The organism is Deinococcus arboris (assembly GCF_009755355.1).
Lineage (GTDB): Bacteria > Deinococcota > Deinococci > Deinococcales > Deinococcaceae > Deinococcus > Deinococcus betulae.
The window spans coordinates 1-22,068 of sequence record NZ_WQLB01000015.1 but is presented as its reverse complement, the minus strand read 5'-3'; the positions used below and the strand labels follow the sequence as shown (position 1 = coordinate 22,068).

General features: G+C 63.4%; 19 protein-coding genes and 4 tRNA genes. 18 read left to right on the top strand and 5 right to left on the bottom strand.

All coding sequences use genetic code 11. The features are described 5' to 3' along the window. Positions 1-6: 6 nt before the first annotated feature. The 10 genes from GO986_RS12005 (at position 7) to GO986_RS11960 (ending at position 5,821) form a co-directional block, all read left to right on the top strand. Complete coding sequence (locus GO986_RS12005) at positions 7-768, top strand: hypothetical protein (protein ID WP_157459543.1); 762 nt, start codon at positions 7-9, stop codon at positions 766-768. Next, on the top strand, positions 749-1,669 hold the full coding sequence (locus tag GO986_RS12000) for a tyrosine-type recombinase/integrase (RefSeq protein WP_157459542.1): 921 nt from the start codon (positions 749-751) through the stop codon (positions 1,667-1,669). Before GO986_RS12005 ends, GO986_RS12000 begins: the two co-directional genes overlap by 20 nt. Positions 1,670-1,767: 98 nt before the next feature. Next, positions 1,768-2,139, top strand: a complete 372-nt coding sequence (locus GO986_RS11995) for a hypothetical protein (RefSeq protein ID WP_157459541.1) — start codon at positions 1,768-1,770, stop codon at positions 2,137-2,139. 278 nt (positions 2,140-2,417) lie between these two features. Then, positions 2,418-2,834 (top strand): hypothetical protein, encoded by a 417-nt coding sequence (locus GO986_RS11990; protein WP_157459540.1) that lies wholly within the window; start codon positions 2,418-2,420, stop codon positions 2,832-2,834. A 30-nt stretch (positions 2,835-2,864) separates the two neighbouring features. Further along, positions 2,865-5,099 carry a DNA polymerase domain-containing protein gene (locus GO986_RS11985; RefSeq protein WP_369409341.1) on the top strand — a complete coding sequence of 745 codons (2,235 nt, stop codon included), beginning with the start codon at positions 2,865-2,867 and terminating at the stop codon, positions 5,097-5,099. Positions 5,100-5,201: 102 nt separating this feature from the next. After that, positions 5,202-5,345, top strand: a complete 144-nt coding sequence (locus GO986_RS11980; RefSeq protein WP_157459539.1) for a hypothetical protein — start codon at positions 5,202-5,204, stop codon at positions 5,343-5,345. Positions 5,346-5,411: 66 nt separating this feature from the next. Further along, positions 5,412-5,488, top strand: a tRNA-Glu gene (locus GO986_RS11975). A 3-nt stretch (positions 5,489-5,491) separates the two neighbouring features. Beyond that, positions 5,492-5,566: transfer RNA gene (locus tag GO986_RS11970), tRNA-Asp, on the top strand. 7 nt (positions 5,567-5,573) lie between these two features. Next, positions 5,574-5,650 (top strand) — tRNA-Leu (locus tag GO986_RS11965). A 94-nt stretch (positions 5,651-5,744) separates the two neighbouring features. Then, positions 5,745-5,821, top strand: a tRNA-Pro gene (locus GO986_RS11960). 39 nt (positions 5,822-5,860) lie between these two features. Here GO986_RS11960 and dnaE read toward each other — a convergent pair. From dnaE to GO986_RS11940, 4 genes are read right to left on the bottom strand one after another with little or no spacing between them, the layout of a single operon-like run. Continuing rightward, positions 5,861-9,007 (bottom strand): DNA polymerase III subunit alpha, encoded by a 3,147-nt coding sequence (dnaE, locus tag GO986_RS11955; protein WP_157459538.1) that lies wholly within the window; start codon positions 9,005-9,007, stop codon positions 5,861-5,863. 3 nt (positions 9,008-9,010) lie between these two features. Next, positions 9,011-9,256 (bottom strand): DUF6504 family protein, encoded by a 246-nt coding sequence (locus GO986_RS11950; RefSeq protein WP_157459537.1) that lies wholly within the window; start codon positions 9,254-9,256, stop codon positions 9,011-9,013. Next, positions 9,253-10,506 carry a Y-family DNA polymerase gene (locus GO986_RS11945; protein ID WP_157459536.1) on the bottom strand — a complete coding sequence of 418 codons (1,254 nt, stop codon included), beginning with the start codon at positions 10,504-10,506 and terminating at the stop codon, positions 9,253-9,255. Before GO986_RS11945 ends, GO986_RS11950 begins: the two co-directional genes overlap by 4 nt. A 2-nt stretch (positions 10,507-10,508) precedes the next feature. Continuing rightward, positions 10,509-11,147, bottom strand: a complete 639-nt coding sequence (locus tag GO986_RS11940; RefSeq protein WP_157459535.1) for a LexA family protein — start codon at positions 11,145-11,147, stop codon at positions 10,509-10,511. Positions 11,148-11,247: 100 nt separating this feature from the next. On the opposite strand from GO986_RS11940, the gene GO986_RS11935 reads away from it, so the two are divergent. Continuing rightward, positions 11,248-11,598, top strand: coding sequence for a hypothetical protein (locus GO986_RS11935; RefSeq protein ID WP_157459534.1), 351 nt, complete (start codon positions 11,248-11,250; stop codon positions 11,596-11,598). Between the two features lie 33 nt (positions 11,599-11,631). Continuing rightward, complete coding sequence (locus GO986_RS11930) at positions 11,632-12,051, top strand: hypothetical protein (RefSeq protein ID WP_157459533.1); 420 nt, start codon at positions 11,632-11,634, stop codon at positions 12,049-12,051. Here GO986_RS11930 and GO986_RS11925 read toward each other — a convergent pair. After that, complete coding sequence (locus GO986_RS11925; RefSeq protein WP_157459532.1) at positions 12,048-12,494, bottom strand: hypothetical protein; 447 nt, start codon at positions 12,492-12,494, stop codon at positions 12,048-12,050. The genes GO986_RS11930 and GO986_RS11925 overlap by 4 nt on opposite strands. A gap of 618 nt (positions 12,495-13,112) precedes the next feature. Between GO986_RS11925 and GO986_RS11920 the strand changes: the two genes are divergently transcribed. The 6 genes from GO986_RS11920 (at position 13,113) to GO986_RS11895 (ending at position 22,009) form a co-directional block, all read left to right on the top strand. Further along, a complete protein-coding gene (locus GO986_RS11920; protein ID WP_157459531.1) occupies positions 13,113-13,496 on the top strand; it encodes a thioredoxin family protein in 384 nt (127 codons plus the stop codon). Between the two features lie 17 nt (positions 13,497-13,513). Further along, positions 13,514-15,232, top strand: a complete 1,719-nt coding sequence (locus GO986_RS11915; RefSeq protein WP_157459530.1) for a tetratricopeptide repeat protein — start codon at positions 13,514-13,516, stop codon at positions 15,230-15,232. After that, a complete protein-coding gene (locus GO986_RS11910) occupies positions 15,229-15,768 on the top strand; it encodes a hypothetical protein (RefSeq protein ID WP_157459529.1) in 540 nt (179 codons plus the stop codon). The genes GO986_RS11915 and GO986_RS11910 overlap by 4 nt, the downstream gene beginning before the upstream one ends. A gap of 950 nt (positions 15,769-16,718) precedes the next feature. Beyond that, entirely contained in the window at positions 16,719-17,945 is a 1,227-nt protein-coding gene (locus GO986_RS11905) for a redoxin domain-containing protein (protein ID WP_157459528.1), read from the top strand. A gap of 242 nt (positions 17,946-18,187) precedes the next feature. Beyond that, entirely contained in the window at positions 18,188-18,505 is a 318-nt protein-coding gene (locus GO986_RS11900) for a hypothetical protein (RefSeq protein WP_157459527.1), read from the top strand. Between the two features lie 1,134 nt (positions 18,506-19,639). Then, entirely contained in the window at positions 19,640-22,009 is a 2,370-nt protein-coding gene (locus tag GO986_RS11895; RefSeq protein ID WP_157459526.1) for an ATP-binding protein, read from the top strand. Positions 22,010-22,068: the final 59 nt, after the last annotated feature.

The window sequence follows — 22,068 nt, the reverse complement described above, 5'->3', positions numbered from 1 at the left end:
AGTCTGATGGCCGAGCCTCTGAACGACCGACAACGCCAGTACCTGCTGGCCGCGCTGGAGGTGGACCAGCATCAGGAGCGCTGGCACAAATTGGCCTTCGGGCGCGGCGACTTTGACGAGTCCCGCCGACCGGCGAGCGACTGGCGGGCCCTGCCGTTCGGGGTGCTGCACGGGTTGGGCGGCCCCATCCCGACCATGCTCAGAACCGAGTGCCAAGGCGCCGACGAGGGCAGCGGGTCCACCTGGTCTGCCCTGGCCCGGCGCGGCCTGCTGACCGTGCAGCACCGGCCGACCTACCGCCACCCCGATCAGCCCTTGCCCCACATCACCCTGACCGCTGCAGGCCGGAAGCACGCCCGCGAGTTGAAGGGCGAGAAGCCCGCGCCCAAGCCCAAAGGCGCGCTGTCACGGGCGACGTGGAAGGCCCTGGCCGCTGGCTATCGGGCGGGGGACCAGGGCCTCTGGGACGAGCGAGGCGGCAGCTGGTACGGCGGGGTCAGCTGGGACATGTGGCTGCTGCTACTGCGCTTCCGAGGGTCGCGCCCCCGGTGGTTTGAGGAGGTCTCGCGGCTCTTGACCGAGGAGGAACGGCGGAGCGCGCTAGTCCTGGGCCACCGGCTGCACGGCGTCCAGATCACCGAGGAGGGCCGCTGGAAATACGAGCAGGCGTGGGCCGTCAACCACCAACTGCACCCGGACATTGAGGCCCCCAACCCGAACGCTTCTGTACCATCAGCAAAAGGGGGAAATGCCGCTGAGTCTGTTTGATGCTTTACCCGCCTTTGAGGGTTACCTGCTGCACGAGGAGGCCCTGAGCCCGGCCACCGTGCGGCAGTACCGCGCGGATACGGAAAAGCTCGCCAACTGGCTCCTGACCGAGTACGAGCACCTGACCGGGTGGGAGCAGATCGGGGCACGCGAACTGCGGGTCTACATGCAGCAGGGCCGCCCCGCCCCAGCGCGGGCCCGGCGACTGGTCAGCAGCTGGAAGAAACTGTGGCGTTACCTGGAAGACGTGGAGAAGCTGGCGATGCAGCGCGGGCCAGCGGAACTCAAGAGTCCCAAGCTCCCATCGAAGTTGCCACAGCCGCTCAGCCAAGAGGAATTGTCTCGCCTCCTGAACGCCGCCCGCGAGAACGCCAACGACGACAAGGGCCTGAGAGACTGGGCGATCCTGGCCTTTCTGTACGGCACCGGCCTGCGAATCAGCGAGGCCCTGAACCTGAAGCTGAGCGACGTGGAGCACCAGGGCGGCGACCCCCTGCCGACGGCGGTGCGGGTGGTGGCCAAGGGGAACGAGGAGCGGCTGATTCCCCTCAGTGCCACGGCGCAGCGGGCGCTCTACCAGTGGCTCCGGGTGCGGAAGATTCAGGCCAGAGGGCATAGTCCGCTGGTATTTGTGCATCTATCGAATGGCAAAGCGATTCCGGTTCGCACGGTGCAGGCGATGATGCACCGGGTGGCGGTGCGGGCGAATGTGCCGGCGGCGCGGGCCACCCCTCACAAGCTGCGCCACACCTTCGCCACGAATCTGGTGAATGTGGGCCGCTCCCTGGAGGAAGTGCAGGAAGCCCTGGGCCACAAGAACAGCAACGTCACGCGCCGGTACGCCAAACTGAACCGTTCTCGATTGAAGGCGGCCGCTGACGCTTTGCCAGATGTGGATTGATAGCCCTCTGGAAGGAAAACGCTCTGACCCTCTCGTTCAGACGACGTTGACACTCAACATAGATCCTTCGACCCTCTCCAGTACAGTTGAGGTACAAAATGGAACTCAAGGAATACACTTTTGAATTGCACGAGAGAACCACGCAGATTATTTACGGTCTTGCACTGACATGCGACGTAAGCCCTTCTCGCGCACTTGAAATGCTCTTGCTTGCCAACAACAACAGGCGATCAAAGGAAGAATGGGAGGTTTGGCGTCGCATCGCAGAAGCTGCGCCTCAAGCAGCACAATACGAAGAGGAGAAGGGCGGTGAAGATTTGGACTATGGGGAGGAGGCGGCCATTGCTGATCTTCCGATTGAAGATTTCACGATGGCTTTTGAAACAACGATTGTGTGGCCTTGGCCCCGTGCGGCGGGCGACACCATTACCGTTCTTGACGCCACTTCCGAAATCATGCTGGAGTCGTAAAGCGCGTCATTCCTGTCTGTGAACGGCTGCTTGTCATTTGAGAGGCGTAAATCTCCCGATCAGTCGGGCATCTAAGTCAAAAGGAAGCCCGCAATGACCAGGGCCCAAAGCCGCTGACGCAGCTGGTGGCCACCGAAGTCCTGAGCCTGGCGGCCGAGCTGAGAGCCGTTCATGGCTAAGCACGCGCAGGCCTTCACGCTGGTCGGGATTCAAGACACAAGGGCCCTCCGCTGACCTCAACGCTTGACGCGGAACCTGCCCAGCGCCACGCTGAAGGCATGACTGTTCGAGGCGCCGCCCCATACCCCACCGCCTCTGTGCACAACCAGCAGACCTTCGAGACCTGCATCGCCACCACCCTGCGCGTCCTGGCCTGCATCGAGTTCAACCCCGTCGTCGGGGAAGCGCCCCTGAACCAGGCACTGCTGCTGGCCACCGCCGACCAGATCGAGCGCCATGCCCAGGATTTGGCCGTCCTGGCGGGCTTTCCCCACACCGACGTGGTGGGCTACGGTCAAGACTGGTATGCGGAAGTCAGTCGTGCGCGCAAGGCCCCGCTGCAAGCCGCTTACCATGCCCTGCACTCGGCGGCCTGGCTGGGCCTGGAGCAGGGCGCCACCACGGCGGGGATGCTGGCGGGCGTGGCGGCCGCCGTGCGCGACCTCGCCGGTCCGGTGGGCCGCGTGACCCATTAGGTGGCGGCCACGTCCGCCCTTGATCCTCTGGTGTTCGGGTCCGACCCGACGCCCGGTATCGTGTCGGTCCATGCCGACCTGTCTGGGCGTGCGCTGATTTGGCGCCGAGACGGTTCCCAGGTTCGGCTGGAGCGCGCGCGGTTCCGCCCCTGGCTGTATGCCCGCGATCTGGCCGACATCGAGCATCTGGGAAAGAGACTGACAGACGATGATCAAGCCGCCTTCAGTGCACGGGAGGTGCCTGGCCCGGAAGGCAGCCTGCGGTACCTCCTCAGTGCTCAGGATGGCCGAGCATTGCGACAAGCGGTGCTGAACGGGGCGCAGCGGCGTTTGGGACGGCGGGTGACCAGCCTGCACGATCTCTCTGGCTATTACACGGTGGGCGCGACCGAGCAGTACCTGATGGCCTCCGGGCGCACCTCCTTCAAGGGCCTGACCTTTGACGATGTGCACAGGCTGCAATTCGATTTGGAGACGACCAGTCTCACACCAGAGACGGGCCGCATCTTCATGGTGGCGGTGCGCGACAACCGAGGCTTTGAACAGGTGCTTGAGGCCGCGCGGCCAGAGGACGAGCCAGGGTTGATTCAGACGCTCATGGCCGTCATCACCACCCGCGACCCGGACGTCATCGAGAACCACAACCTCATGCGATTCGACCTGCCTTACCTGCTGGGGCGGGCCGCAGTTCATGGGCTGACGCTCAACTTCAGCCGGCCTGGTGGTCCAGCAGGGCTCTGGCAAGTCCAAGACGGCCGCTCTTCGCCGCACTGGGCCTGCGTGGGGCGGGAAATCGTGGACACCCTGGACGCCGTGCGCCGACTTGATCTGCCCTCCATGGGCCTGAAGGCCGTGGCCCAGCATCTGGGGATTGCGCCACCTGACCGTGTGTACCTCGAAGGTGCGCAGATTGCACAGACCTATGAGGCCGATCCTGACCTCGTGCGGCGCTACGCCTTGCAGGATGTAGAAGAAGTCGACGCCCTGGCCCGCCGAGTCCTGGCGCCCTCGTTCGCCTTGGCCCAGATGGCCCCGCGCCCCTACCACCGCTTGCCGTACGCCGGCACCGCGACTGGGATGCTCGAACCCATGCTGGTCCGGGCGTATCTCCAAGCCGGGCACGCCCTCCCGGGGTCGCCCGAACGGACCTCCACGCCTCATCAGGGCGGCTCGGTGCAGCTCTTTGCGGAAGGGGTGCTCACGAACGTCGTCAAGGCCGACGTCGCCAGCATGTACCCCAGCATCATTCGCCAGGACCGCATCGGGTCGGCCGCCGATCCACTCGGCGTGTTCCTCCACCTGATGGACCATTTGACGGCGCTGCGCCTGCATCACAAAGGGGCGGCGAAACGGGGTGACCCTGGTGAACACGACGCGATCCAGAGCGCTATGAAGCTCGTGGTGAACTCTGGTTACGGGTACTTGGGCGCCGGGCGCCTAGCCCTGTTTGGCGATCAGGCCGCGGCCGACCAGATCACCGCCCGGGGCCGCCAGCTGCTGGCCGAAGTGGTGCAGGCCTTGCGGAAACGGGGCGTCACCCTGATCGAGGCCGACACGGACGGCGTGTTCTTTGCCACCCCAGGGCCCTGGACGGAGTCGCAAGCGCGACACCTGATTGCCGAAGTGGACACCCTGTTGCCCGAAGGCATCTCGCTGGAATTTGACGGCCGCGCACAGGCGATGCTCAGCCACGAGATCAAGAACTACGTTCTGCTGCGCCACAACGGCCGACTTGAACTGCGTGGCGCCTCGTTCGAGTCCAGCCGCACGGAGGCGTATGGCCGGGCGTTCTTGTGGGCCGCGCTGCGGTGTCTTCTCTCCGGCGACGTGCCTGGCGTGCGGCAGGCTTACCTGGAGGCCCTGCACGCGTTAGAAGCACGCACCTGCACCAATGCCGATGTGGCGAGTCGGGTGCGCCTGACCAAAACGCCCGAGCAGTACGTGAGCACGCGGGTGACGCGTAAAGAAGCGGCCTACGAAGCGATGGTCGGGCGGAGCTGGCAAGCCGGCGAACGGGTGACGCTGTACCACCGCCAGGGACGGGGTCTCTCGCCGCTGGACGATCCAGACGCCCGTGACTACGATGTGCGGCACTATGCGGGCGCGCTGGTCAGCGCCTACGCGACGCGGCTACGCAAGGGCCTGAGCCCAGAGGACTTTCGGCAAGTGTTCGACCACGCCGCCCAACCTGGGCTCTTTGACCGGCCCTTTGAAGACATGCAGCCCCGCTGGGCTCAGCTCTCGCCCCCTGAGCGCGTCGAGTGAGCCTGGCGGGTCGCTGAGCAGCCAATCTGACCATCTGGCGTAGTGCGGTGCCCCGCCACCTGGCCGATGCCCCAGCGCATGGCCTCCCATAGACTGCCAGGCATGAACACGACCTGCCCCCTCCATCCCCATCTCGCGCCGCATCCTGCGGGCCGCGTGGAGGATCTGGACCGGCTGCGCGTGTGCCCCCCAGAGCGCGGCGACCATCCAGGTCCAGCCCGAGATCCGCGAGAACCGCTGCTCTGAGCCTGCCCCTGTGCGGCTCTGGCTGCCCTAACCATCAGTTCTGGCAACGTCTGGTTGCCACCCCTTGGCCTCATGGTGGAGTGGTTCAACACGTCTGACTTTCACTCAGAAGAGCGCCGGTTCGAATCCGGCTGAGGTCACCACACGGTTCCGTAGCGCAGTGGAAGCGCACCCGGTTGTCAGCCGGACGGTCGCGGGTTCGAATCCCGTCGGGACCGCCAACTTTCTCGAAACGTGGCGCAACTGGTAGACGCGCATGATTAAGGATCATGTCGTTGAGGGTTCGAGTCCCTCCGTTTCGACCAAAGGAAAGGCTGAGCCTTTCCGTGTATGGTGGTCATCGTCCAGCGGCAGGACGCCTGATCGTGTCTCACGAGTCTGGTTGATCACCCTAAGCATCGGGAAGTAGCGCAGGCCGGTAGCGCACCTGGTTTGGGACCAGGGGGTCGCAGGTTCGAATCCTGTCTTCCCGACCATCAGATGCAAGAAGCGCGTCCCTGTAGGGCGCGCTTCTCTTAATCTGCCGCCTGCGCTTCGCCATCCGGCCGCAGCGGCAGTTCGGCCAGCCGGTCCACTCGCAGCGTCACCGCCCGCCCCTGCCGCGTCACGGGCCCCTGCACAATCAGCGCCCGCGCGTCCCGCAACAGGACGCGGTGGACTTCCCAGAGATCAGGGCTGATCACCGCCTGGAGCCGCCCAGTCGCATCTTCGAGCACGTAGAAGGCAAAGCCCTTCGCGGTCGGCGGCCGCTGCCTCGCCACGATCAGCCCCGCAGCCCAGCTGGTCGCCCCCTGTTTCAGCCCCGCCAAGGCCTCACAGCCCAGGTCGCGCAGCCTCGCCCGGTGCGCGTCTAGTGGATGCCGTCCCGTTTCGCTCAGCCCTTTGGTCTCCAGGTCCAGCGCTGCCAGGGCCTCAGGCGACAGGTCCGGCAGCGCCGGCGGCTCCAGCGCAGGGGTCAGCAGCGCGCGTGTCCCTGGCGGCCGGGCCTGCATCAGAGTGGTCAGCTCATAGAAAGCCTGCCGACGAGTGCGGTCCAGGCCGTCGAAGGCGCCCGCGCGCACCAACCGGTCAAAGCGGTCCTGGGGCAGTGCCAGCCGGTCATAAGCATCGGCCACCCCTTGAAACTTGCCCGTCATCAGCCGTTCCTGCACGATCTGACGCGCGGCGTCCTCACTGATCCCCTCCACGGCGCGCAGAGGCACACGGACAACTTGCGCCGTTTCGGCCCGGTAGGCCAGCCCCGACCGGTTCAGGCACACAGGAGCCAGCCGCACGCCACGCCGCCGAGCTTCCTGCGCCGCAGTGTGGGCCGGCCACAGGCCCGGGGCCTCACTGAGAAAGCCCGCGAAGTATGCCGCCGGATGGTGACGCCGCATCCAGGCGCTCGCGTAACTGTGCGCGGCAAACGCCCAGGCGTGGGACTCGGCGAACCCATAGCCCCGGAAGGCCGCGCACTGGTCAAACACGGCCTCCGCTTCCCAGGGAAACGCGCCGCACGTCTGGGCCGCGCCGCTCACGAAGGTCTGCTTCAGTGCCGCCCGCTCGGCCTCATCTTCAACCCGGCTCAGCGCCGAGCGGAACCGGTCGGCCGCCGGCCAGTCGAGCCCTGCGTACTGCACCGCCAGCCGCAGAATCTGCTCCTGAAACAGGAGGGTGCCGTGGGTCGGAGCCAGGATGGCGGCCAGAGGTTCAGGCAACTCGGGGACAGGTTCCTCTCCCCTGGCCCGGCGCACATAGGGATGCACCGTCCCGCTCTGAATCGGCCCTGGGCGGATCAGGGCGATCTGGTGGGCCAGATGCGTCATGGTCCTGGGCTGCAAGCGCGCGGCCAGCTGGGTCTGGGCTGGACTTTCAATCTGAAACAGGCCCAGGGTGTCGCCCGTACCGATCTCTCGCCACACGGCCAGGTCATCGGGCAGCTCGCCGTACGGCACCCACTGCCCGGTCAGCCGCAGGACCTCTTCCCGCGCCCGCTCCAGTGCCGACAGCATCCGCAGGCCCAGCAGGTCCAGCTTGATTAGCCCCAGCGCCTCGACATCATCCTTGTCAAAGGTCAGCATCCGGATGCCGCCGCTGGACCGCGTCAGGGGGCTGTATGTGGTCAAATCCTCACCGCTGAGCACGACCCCCCCACTGTGCGGCGCAAGGTGCCGCACGAAGCCTGGCTCGATCCGCTCCAGCAGGCCCAGCAGGGCTTCTTTCACCGGGGCCTCGCCCAGCACTTCGCCGAAGACGGCCGCCGCGTCCCGGACACGGTGAGGCCGCAGGTGCCCAAAATCTCGGCCCAGCGCTCGGCTCAGACGGTCTCGCAGCTCCGGCGGCAAGCCCAGGGCGCGTCCGAGATCCTGAAGGGCACTCTTCAGGCGGTAGGTCATGCGGTTGGCCACCATGGCCTCGCCCGCGCCCGTCAAGCCCCAGCGCGCTTCAACCCAGGCCAGCACCTGGTCGCGGCGACTGGAGGCAATATCGATGTCCACGTCCGGCATGCTGGTCCGGCCGGTGTGCAGAAAACGTTCAAACAGCAGGTCATGCCGAAGAGGGTCTGACAGCGTAATGCCCAGCAGGTAACACAAGACGCTGCCCGCTGCACTGCCCCGGCCCGCCGCCAGAATCCCATGCTGCCGGCAGTAATCGGTGACTTCGGCGGCCGTCAGGAAAAACCCGGCCAGGTCCAGTTCAGCCACCGTGCTCAGCTCGGCCGTCAACCGGGTCAGCGCGGCGGCCTGTTGACTGCCGGGGTACTGGGCAGCCACGGCGGCCCTGGCCCGGTCCTCCAGAGCCCCCTGTGCGGTTTGGAAGGGGCGCAGTCTGGGCACGGGGCTGTGCAGCCGTTCCGGCAAGAGGGGCCAGGTGCAGGCCTGCGCGAGGCGCGCCGCGTTCAGCGCCCCATCGGGAAAGGGCAGGAGGCCACCCCAATGGGCTGGGGTCTCCACGCTCAGGGCGTCATTGCGGGGCCGCTCAGGGTGGGGCGTGTGCACATCAATGCCCAGCCGGGCACAGGTCAGGGCGTCCAGCAGCGGGTAATCGGCCCGGTGGGCCAAGCGCACCTCCGGGGCGGCCACCACCGGCAGGTCGAGGTCTCGCGCCAGCCCGCGCAAAGAAGCCAGTCGGCGGCGTTCCTGGGGGGCCTCGCCGTGGTACAGCTGCACGTAGAGCTGAAATGGAAAGATCTGGCGCAGTTGGCGCAGGTACAGCGCCGCCCGCGCCAGATCACGCTGTTCACCCAGCACCGTAGGAAAGCCCTCGCGGCCCCCAGTCAGGCAGACCAGGTGCTCCTGGGCCTGCCCCCCGACTTCTCGGAGGAGGTTCAGCGGCACGCCCTCAGGGTGTTGAAGGTTCACAGCCGTGATCAGCTCGCACAGGGTGGCGTAGCCGGTTCTGGACTGGGCCAGCAGCACCAGAGGGAAGACCTGAACCGGGGTAGATGAGCGGGGTGGGCTGGGAAATTGCACCGGCAGGGTCACCCCGATGATGGGCGTCAGACCAGCCGCGCGCGCGGCGGTACTCAGCTCAACGGCTCCAGCGACACTGCACCAGTCCACGAGACCAACCCCCGTGAACCCCGCCGCATGGGCCACCTGCACCAGGCGCCGCGGCGAGACGGTGGACCGCCCCTCACTGAAGAAGCTTTGCGTGGTCAGCAGCACAGAGAGTGGGGGCATGGGTCAGTCCTGCAGCCGGGCCAGCCACCAGCGGCCAGGTGACGCGGCCTCCTGATGCAGTTCCAGAGTGAGAGTCCCTGCTTGCACGAGAAAGCAGGCGCGCGGCTGCTCACCCAGCCACCAACGGCCACCGGCCCGCCAGCGGTCGAGAACAGCCTGTACGCGGTAGGGCCGCCCCTGCCAGGTCAGCTGCACTGGCATCCCAGTCTCACTGCTCACCACGGTCACCTCCTGCTGAACTGCTTTCATGGCGACACCCCGTCGAAAAAGGCCAAGACCTGTGCAACCGCCTGCTGGCGGCGCTGCGCGGGATGGGCCGGCCAGACCAGCCGGGGGGTGAGGGCGGTGACCCTCACCTCGCCGGTGTGCCAGTCAATCCATTCGTACTGCTGGTCTGCGGTGTAGGCCCAGGGGTCCAGCCAACGGACTCGCACCAAGGCGTCAGGGAAGCGCGAGAGCACGGTTTTGGTCACCTCCAGTTCAGCGAGCCCAGCCCACAGACCGACCATCCGACCAGGCGTTGCCAAGCCGCCCAGCTGGACAGTCAGGCGGTCGATGCCCAGTGGCAGGGCGCGGGCATCGGCTAGAGCCAGCCCAGCCACCCGCACGAGGGCCGCCTCATCCAGAGGCCATTTCAGGGGTCGGGTCGCCTGCAGGGTGCCGCCAATGGTCTCGGCCTGCACGGTCAGGGTAGCCGCGAGGCGGCCGCGCAACTCGACCACCAGTCCCGGCAGCAAGTCGCGGAGGGCCGCGCCGGCCTGAGCCGGTTCGGCCAGGGGCGCGTCAAACACCAGGCTGGCCGTCAAGAGCGGGCCGGGGTGATACCGCTCGACGCTGCGGGTGCGTTCGCCCCTGAGAAAGCGGTTGAGCCGTTTGCCGACATCCACGCCCAAGAACTGTTGTCGCTGGGCGGCGCTCCAGTCCATCAGCCCACCCAGATCGCGTACCCCCAAAAATTGCAGGCGTTCAGCCGCTCCGGGCGGCACACTGAGCGCGCCCAGATGGGCCAGCGGCGCCAGCATCAGGAACGCCTGCTCCGCACTGGTGCTGACTTCATGCACTTCGCCGGGAACCGCTCGCAGCGCGGCCAGGTGCGCCAGTTCACGGCTGGCTGCCAGGCCCACGGGCGCATGCAGCGCGGCCGCCAGGTCACGCGCCGCTGGAGCCGACAGGACCAGAAAGGCCGTGCCCAGGGTCTGCCCCTCAACCCGGTCGCTGTACCGCGCGTAGAGCTGATCCAGCACCTCAGCCCACGCCGCGCGTGCTTCGGCGGCGGGGACGAGGGTGGTGTGCAGGTCTGGACAGCGACTGAGTGCAGCCCCCTCGCGCATCCCGAGATGTATGCCAGCGCCCTGAGCCAGGGGACACGCTTGGATCACCCGTCTGGTGTCACCCAGCAGGGCGACCGGCACGCCGGGATGTTGCCGCTGCACCTGCACCAGTGGCCAGGGGGACAGCAGGACGCAGGCGATGAGACTCGGCGCGCGTCCAGGCGGCATCGTCAGCCTCGGCCCTTGGCTGGCAGGCTCGCTCGGCCAGGCACCATGCCCAGGCGCCCCACCATCCGGCCCTGCACCTGAATGTCGGCCGCCGAATAGCTCTGACGGGGATGCTCTGGATTCTCACTGAGGAGGACCACTTCATCATGCAAGTGGTACAGGCGCTTGAGGGTCGCCGCATTGTCACCCGGCACCAGCACGACCGCCACTTCCCCATCGGTGACGGTGGTGGCCGGACGCACGAGTACCCAGTCCCCGTTCATGACCCCGATGCCGATCATGGAGTCGCCGCGCACTTCCAGGAGGAAGTCCCCCTCGCGCACACCCAGAAGCGCGTCCAGGCTGGGGGTGGTGTGGTCGGGTTCCTGTTCAGCCAGAATCGGTCGCCCGGCGGCAATCTGGCCGTAGATCGGAATACCCAGGCCCAGACTGACCTTGGCCCGTTCGGTCAGGACCAGTGAGGCAAAGCGGCTGTCGGGTGGTTCAAGGTAGCCCAGATTCCGCAGGATCTTCACTTGCAGGCGCACAGCTTCATGGCTGAGGTGAACTTTCTGGGCCACGGCGCGCAGGGTAGCGCCGGCCCCGAGGGTGAGGGCGGCACTGAGAATGCGGGTCCGGGTAGGGGTGAGGTCTGGGGGCATGGGCTCCTCGGTGCTCTTGGCTCTTGGGACGCTCCAAGAGTGTGCCTTAGATTGCGCTGTAGGCTTGGAATGTGTCAAGATTCCTGGGAGGTGAAATGGAATGATGGAATCCGCTCAGGACGTAACCGAAGCGCCCTCGTCCCCATTCGTGCGTCAAATCGAGATTCGGCTGGCCCAGCCCACGCCCCGCGTCCGCTACGAGAAGGGCAAGCCGATTAAGGAGCCGGCGCCGGACATGAACCGGGTCATTCGCGCGCTAGAGGACGAGGTCACGGCGGCCGTTCAGCAGTTGTACGGTCCGCAGACCGAAGTGACCTTCGCAGCCGCCAAGGCAGGTGACATTCGGTTTGCTGGAGCGTTCACCGAGAAACCAGGCGTCATGCGCGAAAGGGTGAGCGAGATCCTGGGAATAGCGTTCGACAACCTTGACCTGAGTGGGGAAGAGACCTGACCCCCAACCCTGCTGGCGGGTTAGGGTGAGGAGGTGAGCGACCTCAACACGGCCGCAGGGTCACCGCTGATACCGGATGTGGCCCTGCGGTTTATGCGTCTTCAAGAGCAGGCAGAGAGCGTCCAAGGCTGGCTTAGTGCCGAAGACAACGCTCAACGCCTTTCACTTCTCGCCACGGCGCCCGGCATTTGGCGGGGGTTTACCCCAGCTGTGCAATTCACGGTGATGCAGATCGAGCAGAGGATTGGACCTGATCCCTTACTGCACTTTCTGGCGGCCGCTGGGCAGCCACCCACCCTGGTTGATGACTGGCCAAGCCACTTGATGCCAGAAGCGGGCTATGTGGTGACCCGCCGTTGGCTCAATCCAGAGCGGTCGATTGGGCTGTATCACACCTACCGCGCAGCGGTCGAGCGAATCCACCGTTCGACCAACCAACCTGAGCCCATCTAGGGACGGAAAACCTTGGGTGCTGAGGGAGAGCGGGTGGCCAGGCCTAGGTCCATTCCATCCGAGCGGACCAGCAGCACCAGCGGATGCTGGTCGTCAGGATCACGGGGCACGAGCTGTGCGAACCGGTGGAACTCACGGGTGCCGTCCGGCCTCTGACAGGTCGCCGTGACCTGAACAACCTCTCCGCCGACCAGGAAGGTGCCACCAGTACGTTCATAGGGCGCTTCTGATAGCTGGAGCGGTGAAAGCGTCAAGTTCAATACACGGCCCAAGGCCGGTCCCGAACCATCCAAATGCACCGAGGCGCAGTAGGTGCCAGTCATCTGGGTGTACCAATACTCGAAGGTCACCAGATCCGTCGACTGGAGCGGTGGCTTAGACGCCCCATCACAGGCATTTAAGGGCAGGAGTAACGCGAGAGCCATGGAACACAGACGAATCATGCCAATGACCCTATGGAAGTTGAACTTCACGCCACTGCTGAGGCGACGGCATCAAGCAGATTCAGCTTGACTGCTCGACAAGGCCTGAAGCATTGGGCGTGCGCGACCGAGGGAGCAGGTCTCTACCTCAAGCGTCTTGAATCACTGATCGCCAGTGGGCTCAGGATGCGAAGTTAGGAGGATCGACAGACCATTCGCTCCCGAGGCTGTCGCACGGGGGAAAGGCTGTGCCTGTGCTGGCAGGCAAGGTGAACTGACGCATGCCTCTAGCATCAGGTCTAGGGACTGCGCTGCGGTCAACATGGGGGTGACAGACCGCGAACAAAACTGCAACATTTGTGCGACAAGTCAGCAACGCCGTGATAAATTTCATACTCAGCACGGATGGAAAACAGCGGTGGCATCGCCAATTTGCTGTAAAGCCGTGTCGACCCGGAGGTCGGAAATGAAGAAAATCCTGATGTTGGCGATGACCCTACTGATCACAGCAGCCTCGGCTGCCCCATCCCTTCCTGGCAACCAGCCCGACTCAATGTGGGACTGCCGCGTGCGTTGCCCTGATCCTGACGCTTGAGCGATTTGAGGAATTTCTTTCGGCCTTACACCACGGTTTAACTCATGAACAGGCTGCGCGAATCGCTTGATAGAGGATCAGGTGGTTCGCGCAAACTCTATATGGAGGGAATCATGCAGATCCTGACTGACGAAACTTTTAACGCCAGCATTCAGCAAGGTGTGTGGGTGGTTCACTTCACCTCACCCACTTGTGCACCCTGCAAAGCCGTTTACCCAATCTTGGAGGAGATGGAACGTGAGCAAGGGCGAACCATCTCTTTCGGCGTAGTAAATACGAGGGAAGAGTTTGCTACAGCCATCAGTAACCGCGTAACCTCAAATCCAACTGTCATCATATACAAAGATTCCGAACCGATGAATATTATTAATGGCGCATACAAAAAGACTGTTTATGAAGAAGCAGTCCAACAGGTACTCGCCCTTTAATGAGGTGAACACAGCTTATGACTTCACGTACCACGATTACAGAAGAGCAACTCTACTCTCCCGAAGCGTGGAACGCATGGCGGCGGCAAGAGGCGCTTGACGGCTTTACACATCTTCAGTCGGCCGAGTACGTCCTAGCTTATGATTCGGACATTGCTCATCTCAGAGCATCCCTCGTTCTATATTACGCAGAACAACTTCCCGATGGCCTACCTAGTTTACGCCGCTGCCTAAAAAGCAAAGATGTTTCTATCCGAGCCTGTGCGATGGCGATTTTGGTTCATAACGAGTGGGGAGCCAGAAGTCATGTCGTTGACGTCAAAGTTGACCGCTTTCACCCTGCCATCGACTCACTCAATGAACAGCTCAAGCTAGTTCGAGAATCCGATAATCGATCAGACTTCTCTCTAGAGGTGGAAGTTTGGATCCTCTATGGATTGGCGAATCTGTTTTACGGACTAAAAGTCTATCATAACGCTGTGAAGTACGCAGCAGAAGCAATTTACCTCAGCATTCCTCTTAGCATTCCGGCACTTACACTTTCGGCACGAATGCTCTATGGTTTAGCTTCTACTATGATGGGCAATATTAAGCAAGCGCTTAATGAATATCAAAGTGTACTTGACGAGCCCACAAGAAACAATAGGCAAGCGCTACTTTCTTCGCTGAACATGTGCACCATTTATTTTATGCAGGGAAACTTCAAGAAAGCACTAGCCATGGGTGAATCTGTTTGCGAGGAATATCCAACGAGCATCCAGGCGACACTTACTCTTCAAAATATTAGGGCCATGTGCGGCATGCTGGTTGAAGACGACTTTGTCAAAGGTCCATATCCAGAGCTCGAAATTACGCATGGCGCCCTACTACGGCTTAGCGAGTGCGTGCGCAACAACAAAACAGAAGAAATCGGCGACATTCTCTCATCACTGAGTGGTGTCGTCACAACCGACGAGCATAATGAAGCAACAGTGAGTTGGATTCGGGCCTACATCTTACTGAAGACAGGCAAATCTTACTTAGCAGCGCAACGCCTCTACAAAGACCCCGCTTTTCCACTTCTATCCATTCTGACCAGCTGCTTAAAGCTGGAAATCTGTCTGGATGGGAATGGTTTTGAAATTGAATCTACAGCCCAACTCTGTAGCGAGATTCGAAGTGCCTTTGAAAAGCTGCCGACTAGAGATGACCGAATGGGTATGGCCGAATTGATCAGCTTTTGGCATCCGCTGGCAGCTGCATTCATCGCCGTTTGTCCTCAGACAATTTCTGAGCTTATGGACGTTGCCCTGCCAGCCATTTTTACCGACGATAAACCCATCACAGTTCATGGACGCGGTGTGTCAACCCGAGTTCCATTCGTTCAGATCACGTTAGAAAGCTTTGGAATAGACGCCACGGTTTCTAGAAATCAGCATACAGAACAGATGCGGTTACGGTCGGCCCTGCTCTCCGATTGGGGAAAAACGCAGCGAATCCTGCCAGTGATTGCGCCCGCTGTGATTATTTTCCATCTCCTCCGTGTCTCTGAAGAACAAGGTGCCATGTGGCGCATGGCAGCTCTGAACCTTGCCAAGTCCAATGGGGTCATTCCACGGACCACGACAGGGGAGAACCTACGCGCAGAACGTCTTGTGTTGGCTAAAATGCTTGACGATTACTTGGCCCGTCGCCTCACTTCGCAGGGATTCAAAGACCAGTTGGAGGACGTAAAGATGGGGAAACTCACCGCATGACGCAAGTTCGCTTTGCACGCCATCTGGCAGCTCTAGATCAGCTTGAACCCGACGCTACCCCCAGTGAGCAGAGCTACTACCGTTCTTTGAGAGAGCAGTACACCAGCGCCCCACCACGGTCAGCGGCGTCAGATTTAGGGGAAGCGACGTTGGAAGAACGAGCAAGCACCATTGATGAAGGTCATGATGGCCTTCACTACTGGCAATATGAATTAACAAAGCCGGATTTGGACCCCATCTGGAAAGGCTGGCTTCAAGACCGCTTTGACGAGCGGCAGGCCATTCTCAACCAGATGATCACCGAACTGACTGAAGAGGGGTACAAGTATGAACCCCCAGCCTTTGATCTCGACAAGCAACGGCGCATCACGGAGCTTGACCACCTTCAATCAAGAGCGGCGAGCCTTAAAGATTTGATTTTTCTGAAGCAAGCTTGGGCAGAACGCCATGGCAAGACTGATCAACTCGCCACTCTCACAGCACCCTATACTGCCGAGCTTGAAGAGGTCGAGGCTCAACTAAAGGCGCTGGAATAAAATCCCAATCTTCCTAGGCGCGTGCCGGCAACGGCACGCGCCTGCCTTTTGCCGTTTCTCTAGGCACAGTGATGGCGGGAAGCAGACCCCCACCACACTGCGGCTATGAACGGTCTGCCTCGTCCACCGGACGCCACCCCCGCACCACACGTCAGCCGTGACTTCGTTCATTGCTCTGCCGGGCCGGGGGCAGAAGAGCCGAGTTGGTGGGAAACCCGATTGTTGGACGGCACTTGGTCCTCTCGGAGCGCCGCGCCAGTCCTGGTACAAGACAAGTCTGCTTGGCACCGCCAGTTGCCCCGAGGTGTTTCTCCGCTGGCGTGCAGCCAAGCTCACGGCGGCCTGGTGCTCTGGACAGACGGCGTCGTGTTGTCTGCTCCCCCGGTCCCCGGACTTCAGCTGCTCAGCGACACCTGGCTGAACACGTTGGCTGCTCTTCAGGATCCAAGGACGGGCACGGCACCAGACAATCAGCGCCTCAGACACGCCCTGCTCGCTGTGGCGGCAGCCGAGCCCGAGCCCACTTGGTCAGCCCCCTGGCGCTCAGACGGATATCTCTTTGAGACGGCAACGGTCCGGGACTGGACACTCTTCCGGGGCAGTGGAGCGGCAGGCCGACAAGTGGTGTACCCGATGACCGTGCCGCATTGGGCCTATGAAGACCTGACGCTCTGTCCTGTCCGGCTGTGGGCTCTTGAGGAGCGTGCTCTTCCGTACGAGGCCGCACCTGTCGTGTTTTGGCCCGTAGACCGACCACTGTCGGCCCTGCTGACCATCATCCACGGTCTTCCCCCCGCAAACCGGCACAGTCTGCTTCAGATCGGTCAGTGGCTTGAAGAGCAGGGCGAACCTCTTGTTGCCGAACACCCAGCACTGATTGAGACCCCAGACGTTCTCTGCGTGGTGCTGTGTCCTCCAGACGCACCTCACGCCACACACCGGAGTGCCACATGAACACGCCTGCCGCTCTGCTTGACGTCTCACGCCGCTTGTCTCTTCAGACCAAGGTTCAAGTCCTGACCCTCACCTACGACCACCCACAACTGACCACCCGAGTGGCCCTGGCAGGGGATCACGTCTGCGGCGTCCAAGGACCGGTTACACCAAGCTGGCAAACCACTTTGCGGCATCACGGCGTCCATCCAGCTGAATTGCAGAGAGCACAGCAACAAGCCCAGTCTCTGGACGAAGCCCTGGCCCATCTGCTGAAGCGGGGCGTTGTCAGCGCGCAGGAATTGCAGGGCCTGGCCCGCGACCGACTGATTCACGCCCTCATACCGCTGACGCATCACCGAGTGAGACCGGCCCTCCAGCCAGATTCAGTGGGGCAGCAGGTGCCACCGGCGACCCCATGCGTTCCACTGCGGGACAGCGTGTCAGCAGTAATGCGTCTGTCGGACAGAAGCACAGTGCCCTTGTCTCAGGCCTACGCCGCCTCGCCAGCCCACGTGCCCACTGGCCCAGACGAGAGTTTTGAATTGATGGTGTATCGGGCTGCCTTGCAAGGGCAAACCCTTCAGACCATGGCACAGCGTCTGCCGCTGCGCTTCGATCAGCTCTGCCAGGTTCTGACCACCCTTGAGGCAGGCGCCTACATCTGGCCCACCAGTGAGCAAGCCCCGTCCCTGCTCACTTCGCGGCCTCAGCTCCAAGTCGGAGACTATGCCCCCGACTTCCTCCTCCCTGCTCTGGGCGGGGGAGAGGTTCGCCTTTCCGCATTGCATGGGCAACGCATCTGGCTCAGCCTGAACAGGCAGTCAACCTGCGCCATTTGCAACCCGCGGCATGCAGAAGTCATCGCCGTCCAAGATCAGCTGGTGCCGCTGGGCGTTCAGACCGTCAGCATCTGGGGCAGTACCCTAGACGACCTGGCACGCGGTATTGGCAAACAGCGTCCTCCCTATGCTGTTTTGGCTGATCCAGACGACACGACCTACACGCGCTATGGGCTTTCATTCAGCCTGTCGGGCACTTTGGATCCCCGGAATCTAGGCACCATGCTGCGCGGCTTCCGGATGATGGGTGCGGCGGCGCTCAAGTCGGACGGAGAACTCTTCAGAATGCCGGCCGAGTTCCTGATTGGTCGAGATGGCCGCATCGAGCGTGTACGCTACGCGACCTATGGGGCAGACTTTCTCGCTGTAGAAGAGGTCCTGGCATGGGCGCGGCGACCCTAAGACGGTGGTGGCGCCGACATGACACCCGACGCCGAACCCAGGCGTTGGGTTTGACACAGATTCAGGGACTTTCCAACCTGGCTTGGGACGATCTGGGCACCGTTTTGCAAGACTGGGAAGGGTTGCACGCCCTCTTAAAAGAACCAGTAGACGACCTGTGGCGATGGTGGGCAGGGCTGGGGCCGCCACATCACCAACTCCCTGCCCTGCGTCTGGCTGCACTCGGTCCTCGGCTGACGGACGTGAGACCCGACACCCTGTACGTCCTGTGGCGGGCGCTCCTGCTCACGGATCTGCTGCTGCTGCGGTACTGGGTGACTGGTCCCCATGTCCTTCAAGGTCGCCAAGCTGTGCTCGGCGGCATCGCACTCGGTCTGCGGGAGCGGAGCAACCTGCACGCCCCAACATTCGGTCAGCTGTTTGACGCCACGGCGGCCAGCGACGATGTGCTGCACCAAGAGGGGCGCCGGCTGGCCGAGGCCCTCGCCTACTGCGGCGCTGATTTGAGTGTTATCCGGCGCAAGGTGCCAGCTCTCATCCCTTTACTGGACCACCCATGACCACAACTCGACTTCCAGCAGCCTGGTTGACCACTGTCTATACCCTCCGCCCTGCTGGGCTGCCGACCGGAGAGGCGCCGCCCATCGACGTGAACAGCGTGTTGGCCGACCTACAACCTCTGCTCACCGTTCGCATGGGGTGGGAAGTGTTGCAGGCTCAGGCCCGGCAAGAAGCGCTTCCGCACACTGCTGCCCAGTTGCGCCGTACGCAGGAGATGGTACGCCAGACCCTCCGCCGTGCTCAACGGCAGCTGCGGTGGGCGGCCCAGAACCGACCAGAGGGTGAAACGCTGTGGGCGTGGGCTGCGGTGCCTAGAGTCGTCTCAGTGCCTGACAGCGACCACTCCTGGGCACTCTTGGTGAATGCGTTTCAAGGCGGTGAACGCCTAGCCCTGCGCACCGTCCAACTAGCGCCAGGGCGCTGGGCCCTGTACCGGAGTGAGGCCGCTCCATACACCTTCCGAAACGTCACACTGCCAGTTGGCGCCGCCCTGACAGTTGACCAAACAGCCACGCGCCTGGGGCTGACCCCGGCCCAACTGGAAGCAGTTTGGCCATTCACCGGCGTACAGCGGCTTCAGAATGGCCAGTACGTCAGCGCCTTGACCCACTGGTCTAGCGCCCATTGGTTGAATCTCCTGATTACGGCTCTCGACCAGGCCGGGGTCTGCGCGTGGGATGAAGTACTTCTCTTCAGGGCCTACCGAGCCTTGCCGAGCGCACCTGACGTTCTGGATGACACGTTGCGAGCGGGCCTGCGCCGCTCACCTCATGTGGTCAAAGGACCTCATGCTGGCCTCTGGGTCGCGGCTCACACGCGACCTGTAAAGCAGCGGGCCTCTGATCGTGTCGAGACCATGACCCCGCGACCCATTCCACCCAGTGCGCCACTCCTGCTGTCGCGCAGGAGGCTCAGATGACGGCGCCACCACTGGACGCCACTCGACCACCGCTGACGCTGGCGCCGTTCCACCAGGAGTGGCGACATCCGCGCTGGTTGGAGACGCGGTGACACCCTCTTGGCTGCACCGTCTCCACGCTCTTTTTGGGCAGTCAGGCGTCGTCACCTCGGCCCCGTCCGACGCCGTAGTCGACCCGTGCTCCACCGATCAGGCGGCGCCTGAGAGTGGGCTCTTGGATTTTCATCTCAGTCCCCACCTGTTGCGCCTACTCATTGATCATCAGGCCACCAGCCTGCCACGCGCCGTGGCCGAGTGCGTCATGAACAGCGTGGACGCTGGCGCTGGCCGCATCGACGTCACCCTGCACACCGACCAGCATCACCGGATGCACGCCCTGACCGTTCAAGATGACGGCCGCGGCTTCACCACCCGCCAGGATGTCGAGCAGTATTTCCGCACCTTCGGCTTCGACCACGACACCGACGCTGAACGCGGCCGGCGCCAATACGGCCGGTTCGGCATCGGGCGCGCGCAGCTCTGGGCCTTCGGCGCCGTCCAGTGGCGCACCGGCCCCTTTGAGCTCGGCGTCAATACCCAAGAGCACGGCGTCGCCTTCACCTTGACAGCGGACCTGCCCCAGCAGGCCGGCACCCAGATCCACGCCACCCTCTTCAAGCACGCCCCCACCTTTACCCTTCAGGAGCATCTCGAAGACCATCTGCGCTATGTCGACGTTCCCCTGTTCGTGAATGGCGCCCAGATCAACCAGCCGCCCAGCCAGGCGCAGTGGACCTTTGAAGATGAGGACGCGTATTACGACCTGCGGCCCGGCGGTGGCGTCCACCTCTACAACCTGGGCGTCCTGATCGGCGAGGTGGACGAGAAATTTGCCGGCGGCGGCGTGATCGTGAGCAAGAAGGCCCTCCGCCTCAACTTGACCCGCACGCGCACGATTGAACGGGACGAGCTGGGCACCCGCATCCTGGCCACCATGCACCGCTTGGTCCTGGCGCATGTCAAAGCGCAGGCCAAGCTCTCGGAAGGTGAGCGGGCCTTCCTCGCGCGCGCGTATCTGAAGGGTGAAGTGGCGTGGGCCGAGGTGCAGGGCCTCAAGCTCATCACCACGGTTGACGACCGCGACCACACCCTGAGCGCCTTTGCCCATCTGGTCGCGCAGCGGGGGCTGGTGGGGGCCGCCACGCGGGGCGAGGCGCTGGCGGACAAGGCCTCCCAGCACGGGCTGGCGGTGGTGCTCGCCGAGCGCACCCTCACCCGGTGGGGCGTGTCCAACGTGACCGGATTCAAAACCGCTCTATGCCGCGCCGTTCTCCCCAACGACGAGGCCACCCTGGCTGACCAGTGGGACGCGAGGGACGCAGCCGAGCAGGACTTCTTTGAGGCCATCCAGCACGGCGTCTGGACGGAGGACCTCGCTCAGCACGTGGATGACCGCGTGTTCCGGCACGCCCAGGTGCCCCGCGGAGAGTGGACCGTCGAAGAGCGCGCCGTGCTGGCGGGCTTGCAGAAAATCGTGCCGCGCGCGGCCCAGGCGCTGCGGCTCCGGAACGGCAAGCGCAAGGTGGTCCTGGGCGACAGCACGGGCGCTCAGGCCTGGACCGACGGCCGAAGCTTTATCGCCCTGGACCGGCGCCTGGTCCCGCTCGCCCAGCGAGGCTTGCCCGGCTTCACCCGCTTAGCTTTGCTGATCCTGCACGAGATGACGCACGCGCAGGAAAACATGGGCAGCGACGTGCACGACGCGGCCTTCTACGCGGCTTATCACGACGCGGCCTTCTACGCGGCTTATCACGACGCGAGCCTGACGGACACGTTTGGCCCCGCACCGCAAGACGCCCTGGACGTGTACGTCACCCGGCTACTGGACAAGCGGCTGCCGCTGAGTCGGGCCGCTCTCCAGACCTCCAGCTTGCAGTACAGAGTGCGGAGCCTCCCCGACTGGCTGGCGCAGCATGAGCGGAGGAACCGTCCCTGGGCCTGCACCGTGCGGCACCACACTTGGGCGGGACGGGTCCTAATGATTCACGAGTTGCGCCGAACCGAGGAACGGCGCTGGTGGGGGCAAGCGTCTCTGGTGCGTGGCACGTTGTATGCCCAGGATGGGGCCTGCCTGGGCGAGCTCATCTTGACCGAGGAGGTGGACCTGGCCGTCTGGGTTGAAGAGTCACCGCCCAAGACGCTTCAACCAACACCGCCAGTCCACCTGCCGAAGGCGCTGTCTAGGGCGGTGCAGGGGCGGCTCAGGACGTACACCCAGGGGAGAACTGGACCTGTGGAGGTGCACGTCAGCTGCAAGGTCCAGGGCGCCGGTCCCCGCTTCCGGGTGGGCCTGCACATTCCCTCCGCCCGGGACGCGTACTGGAGCGTGACCCCGACCCACCTGACGGCCGCGCCGACTCTCGCGGCGGCTGAACGCCTCGCTGAACTGGCCCGGGCGTGGCTACACGCGCAGGGCCGTGACGCGGCAACCGCTGACCCAGAACCGCTAGAAGAAACGCCGCTGCTGGGTCAAGACGACCCACCACCGCAGAACCTGGCCCAGATCGATACCTCACCACCCTCTTCGACAGAAATTCTCGCATAGGCGAGAACCTAAATACCCCACCCAGCTGGAAGTCATTCTGGACCGACACACGATCCGCG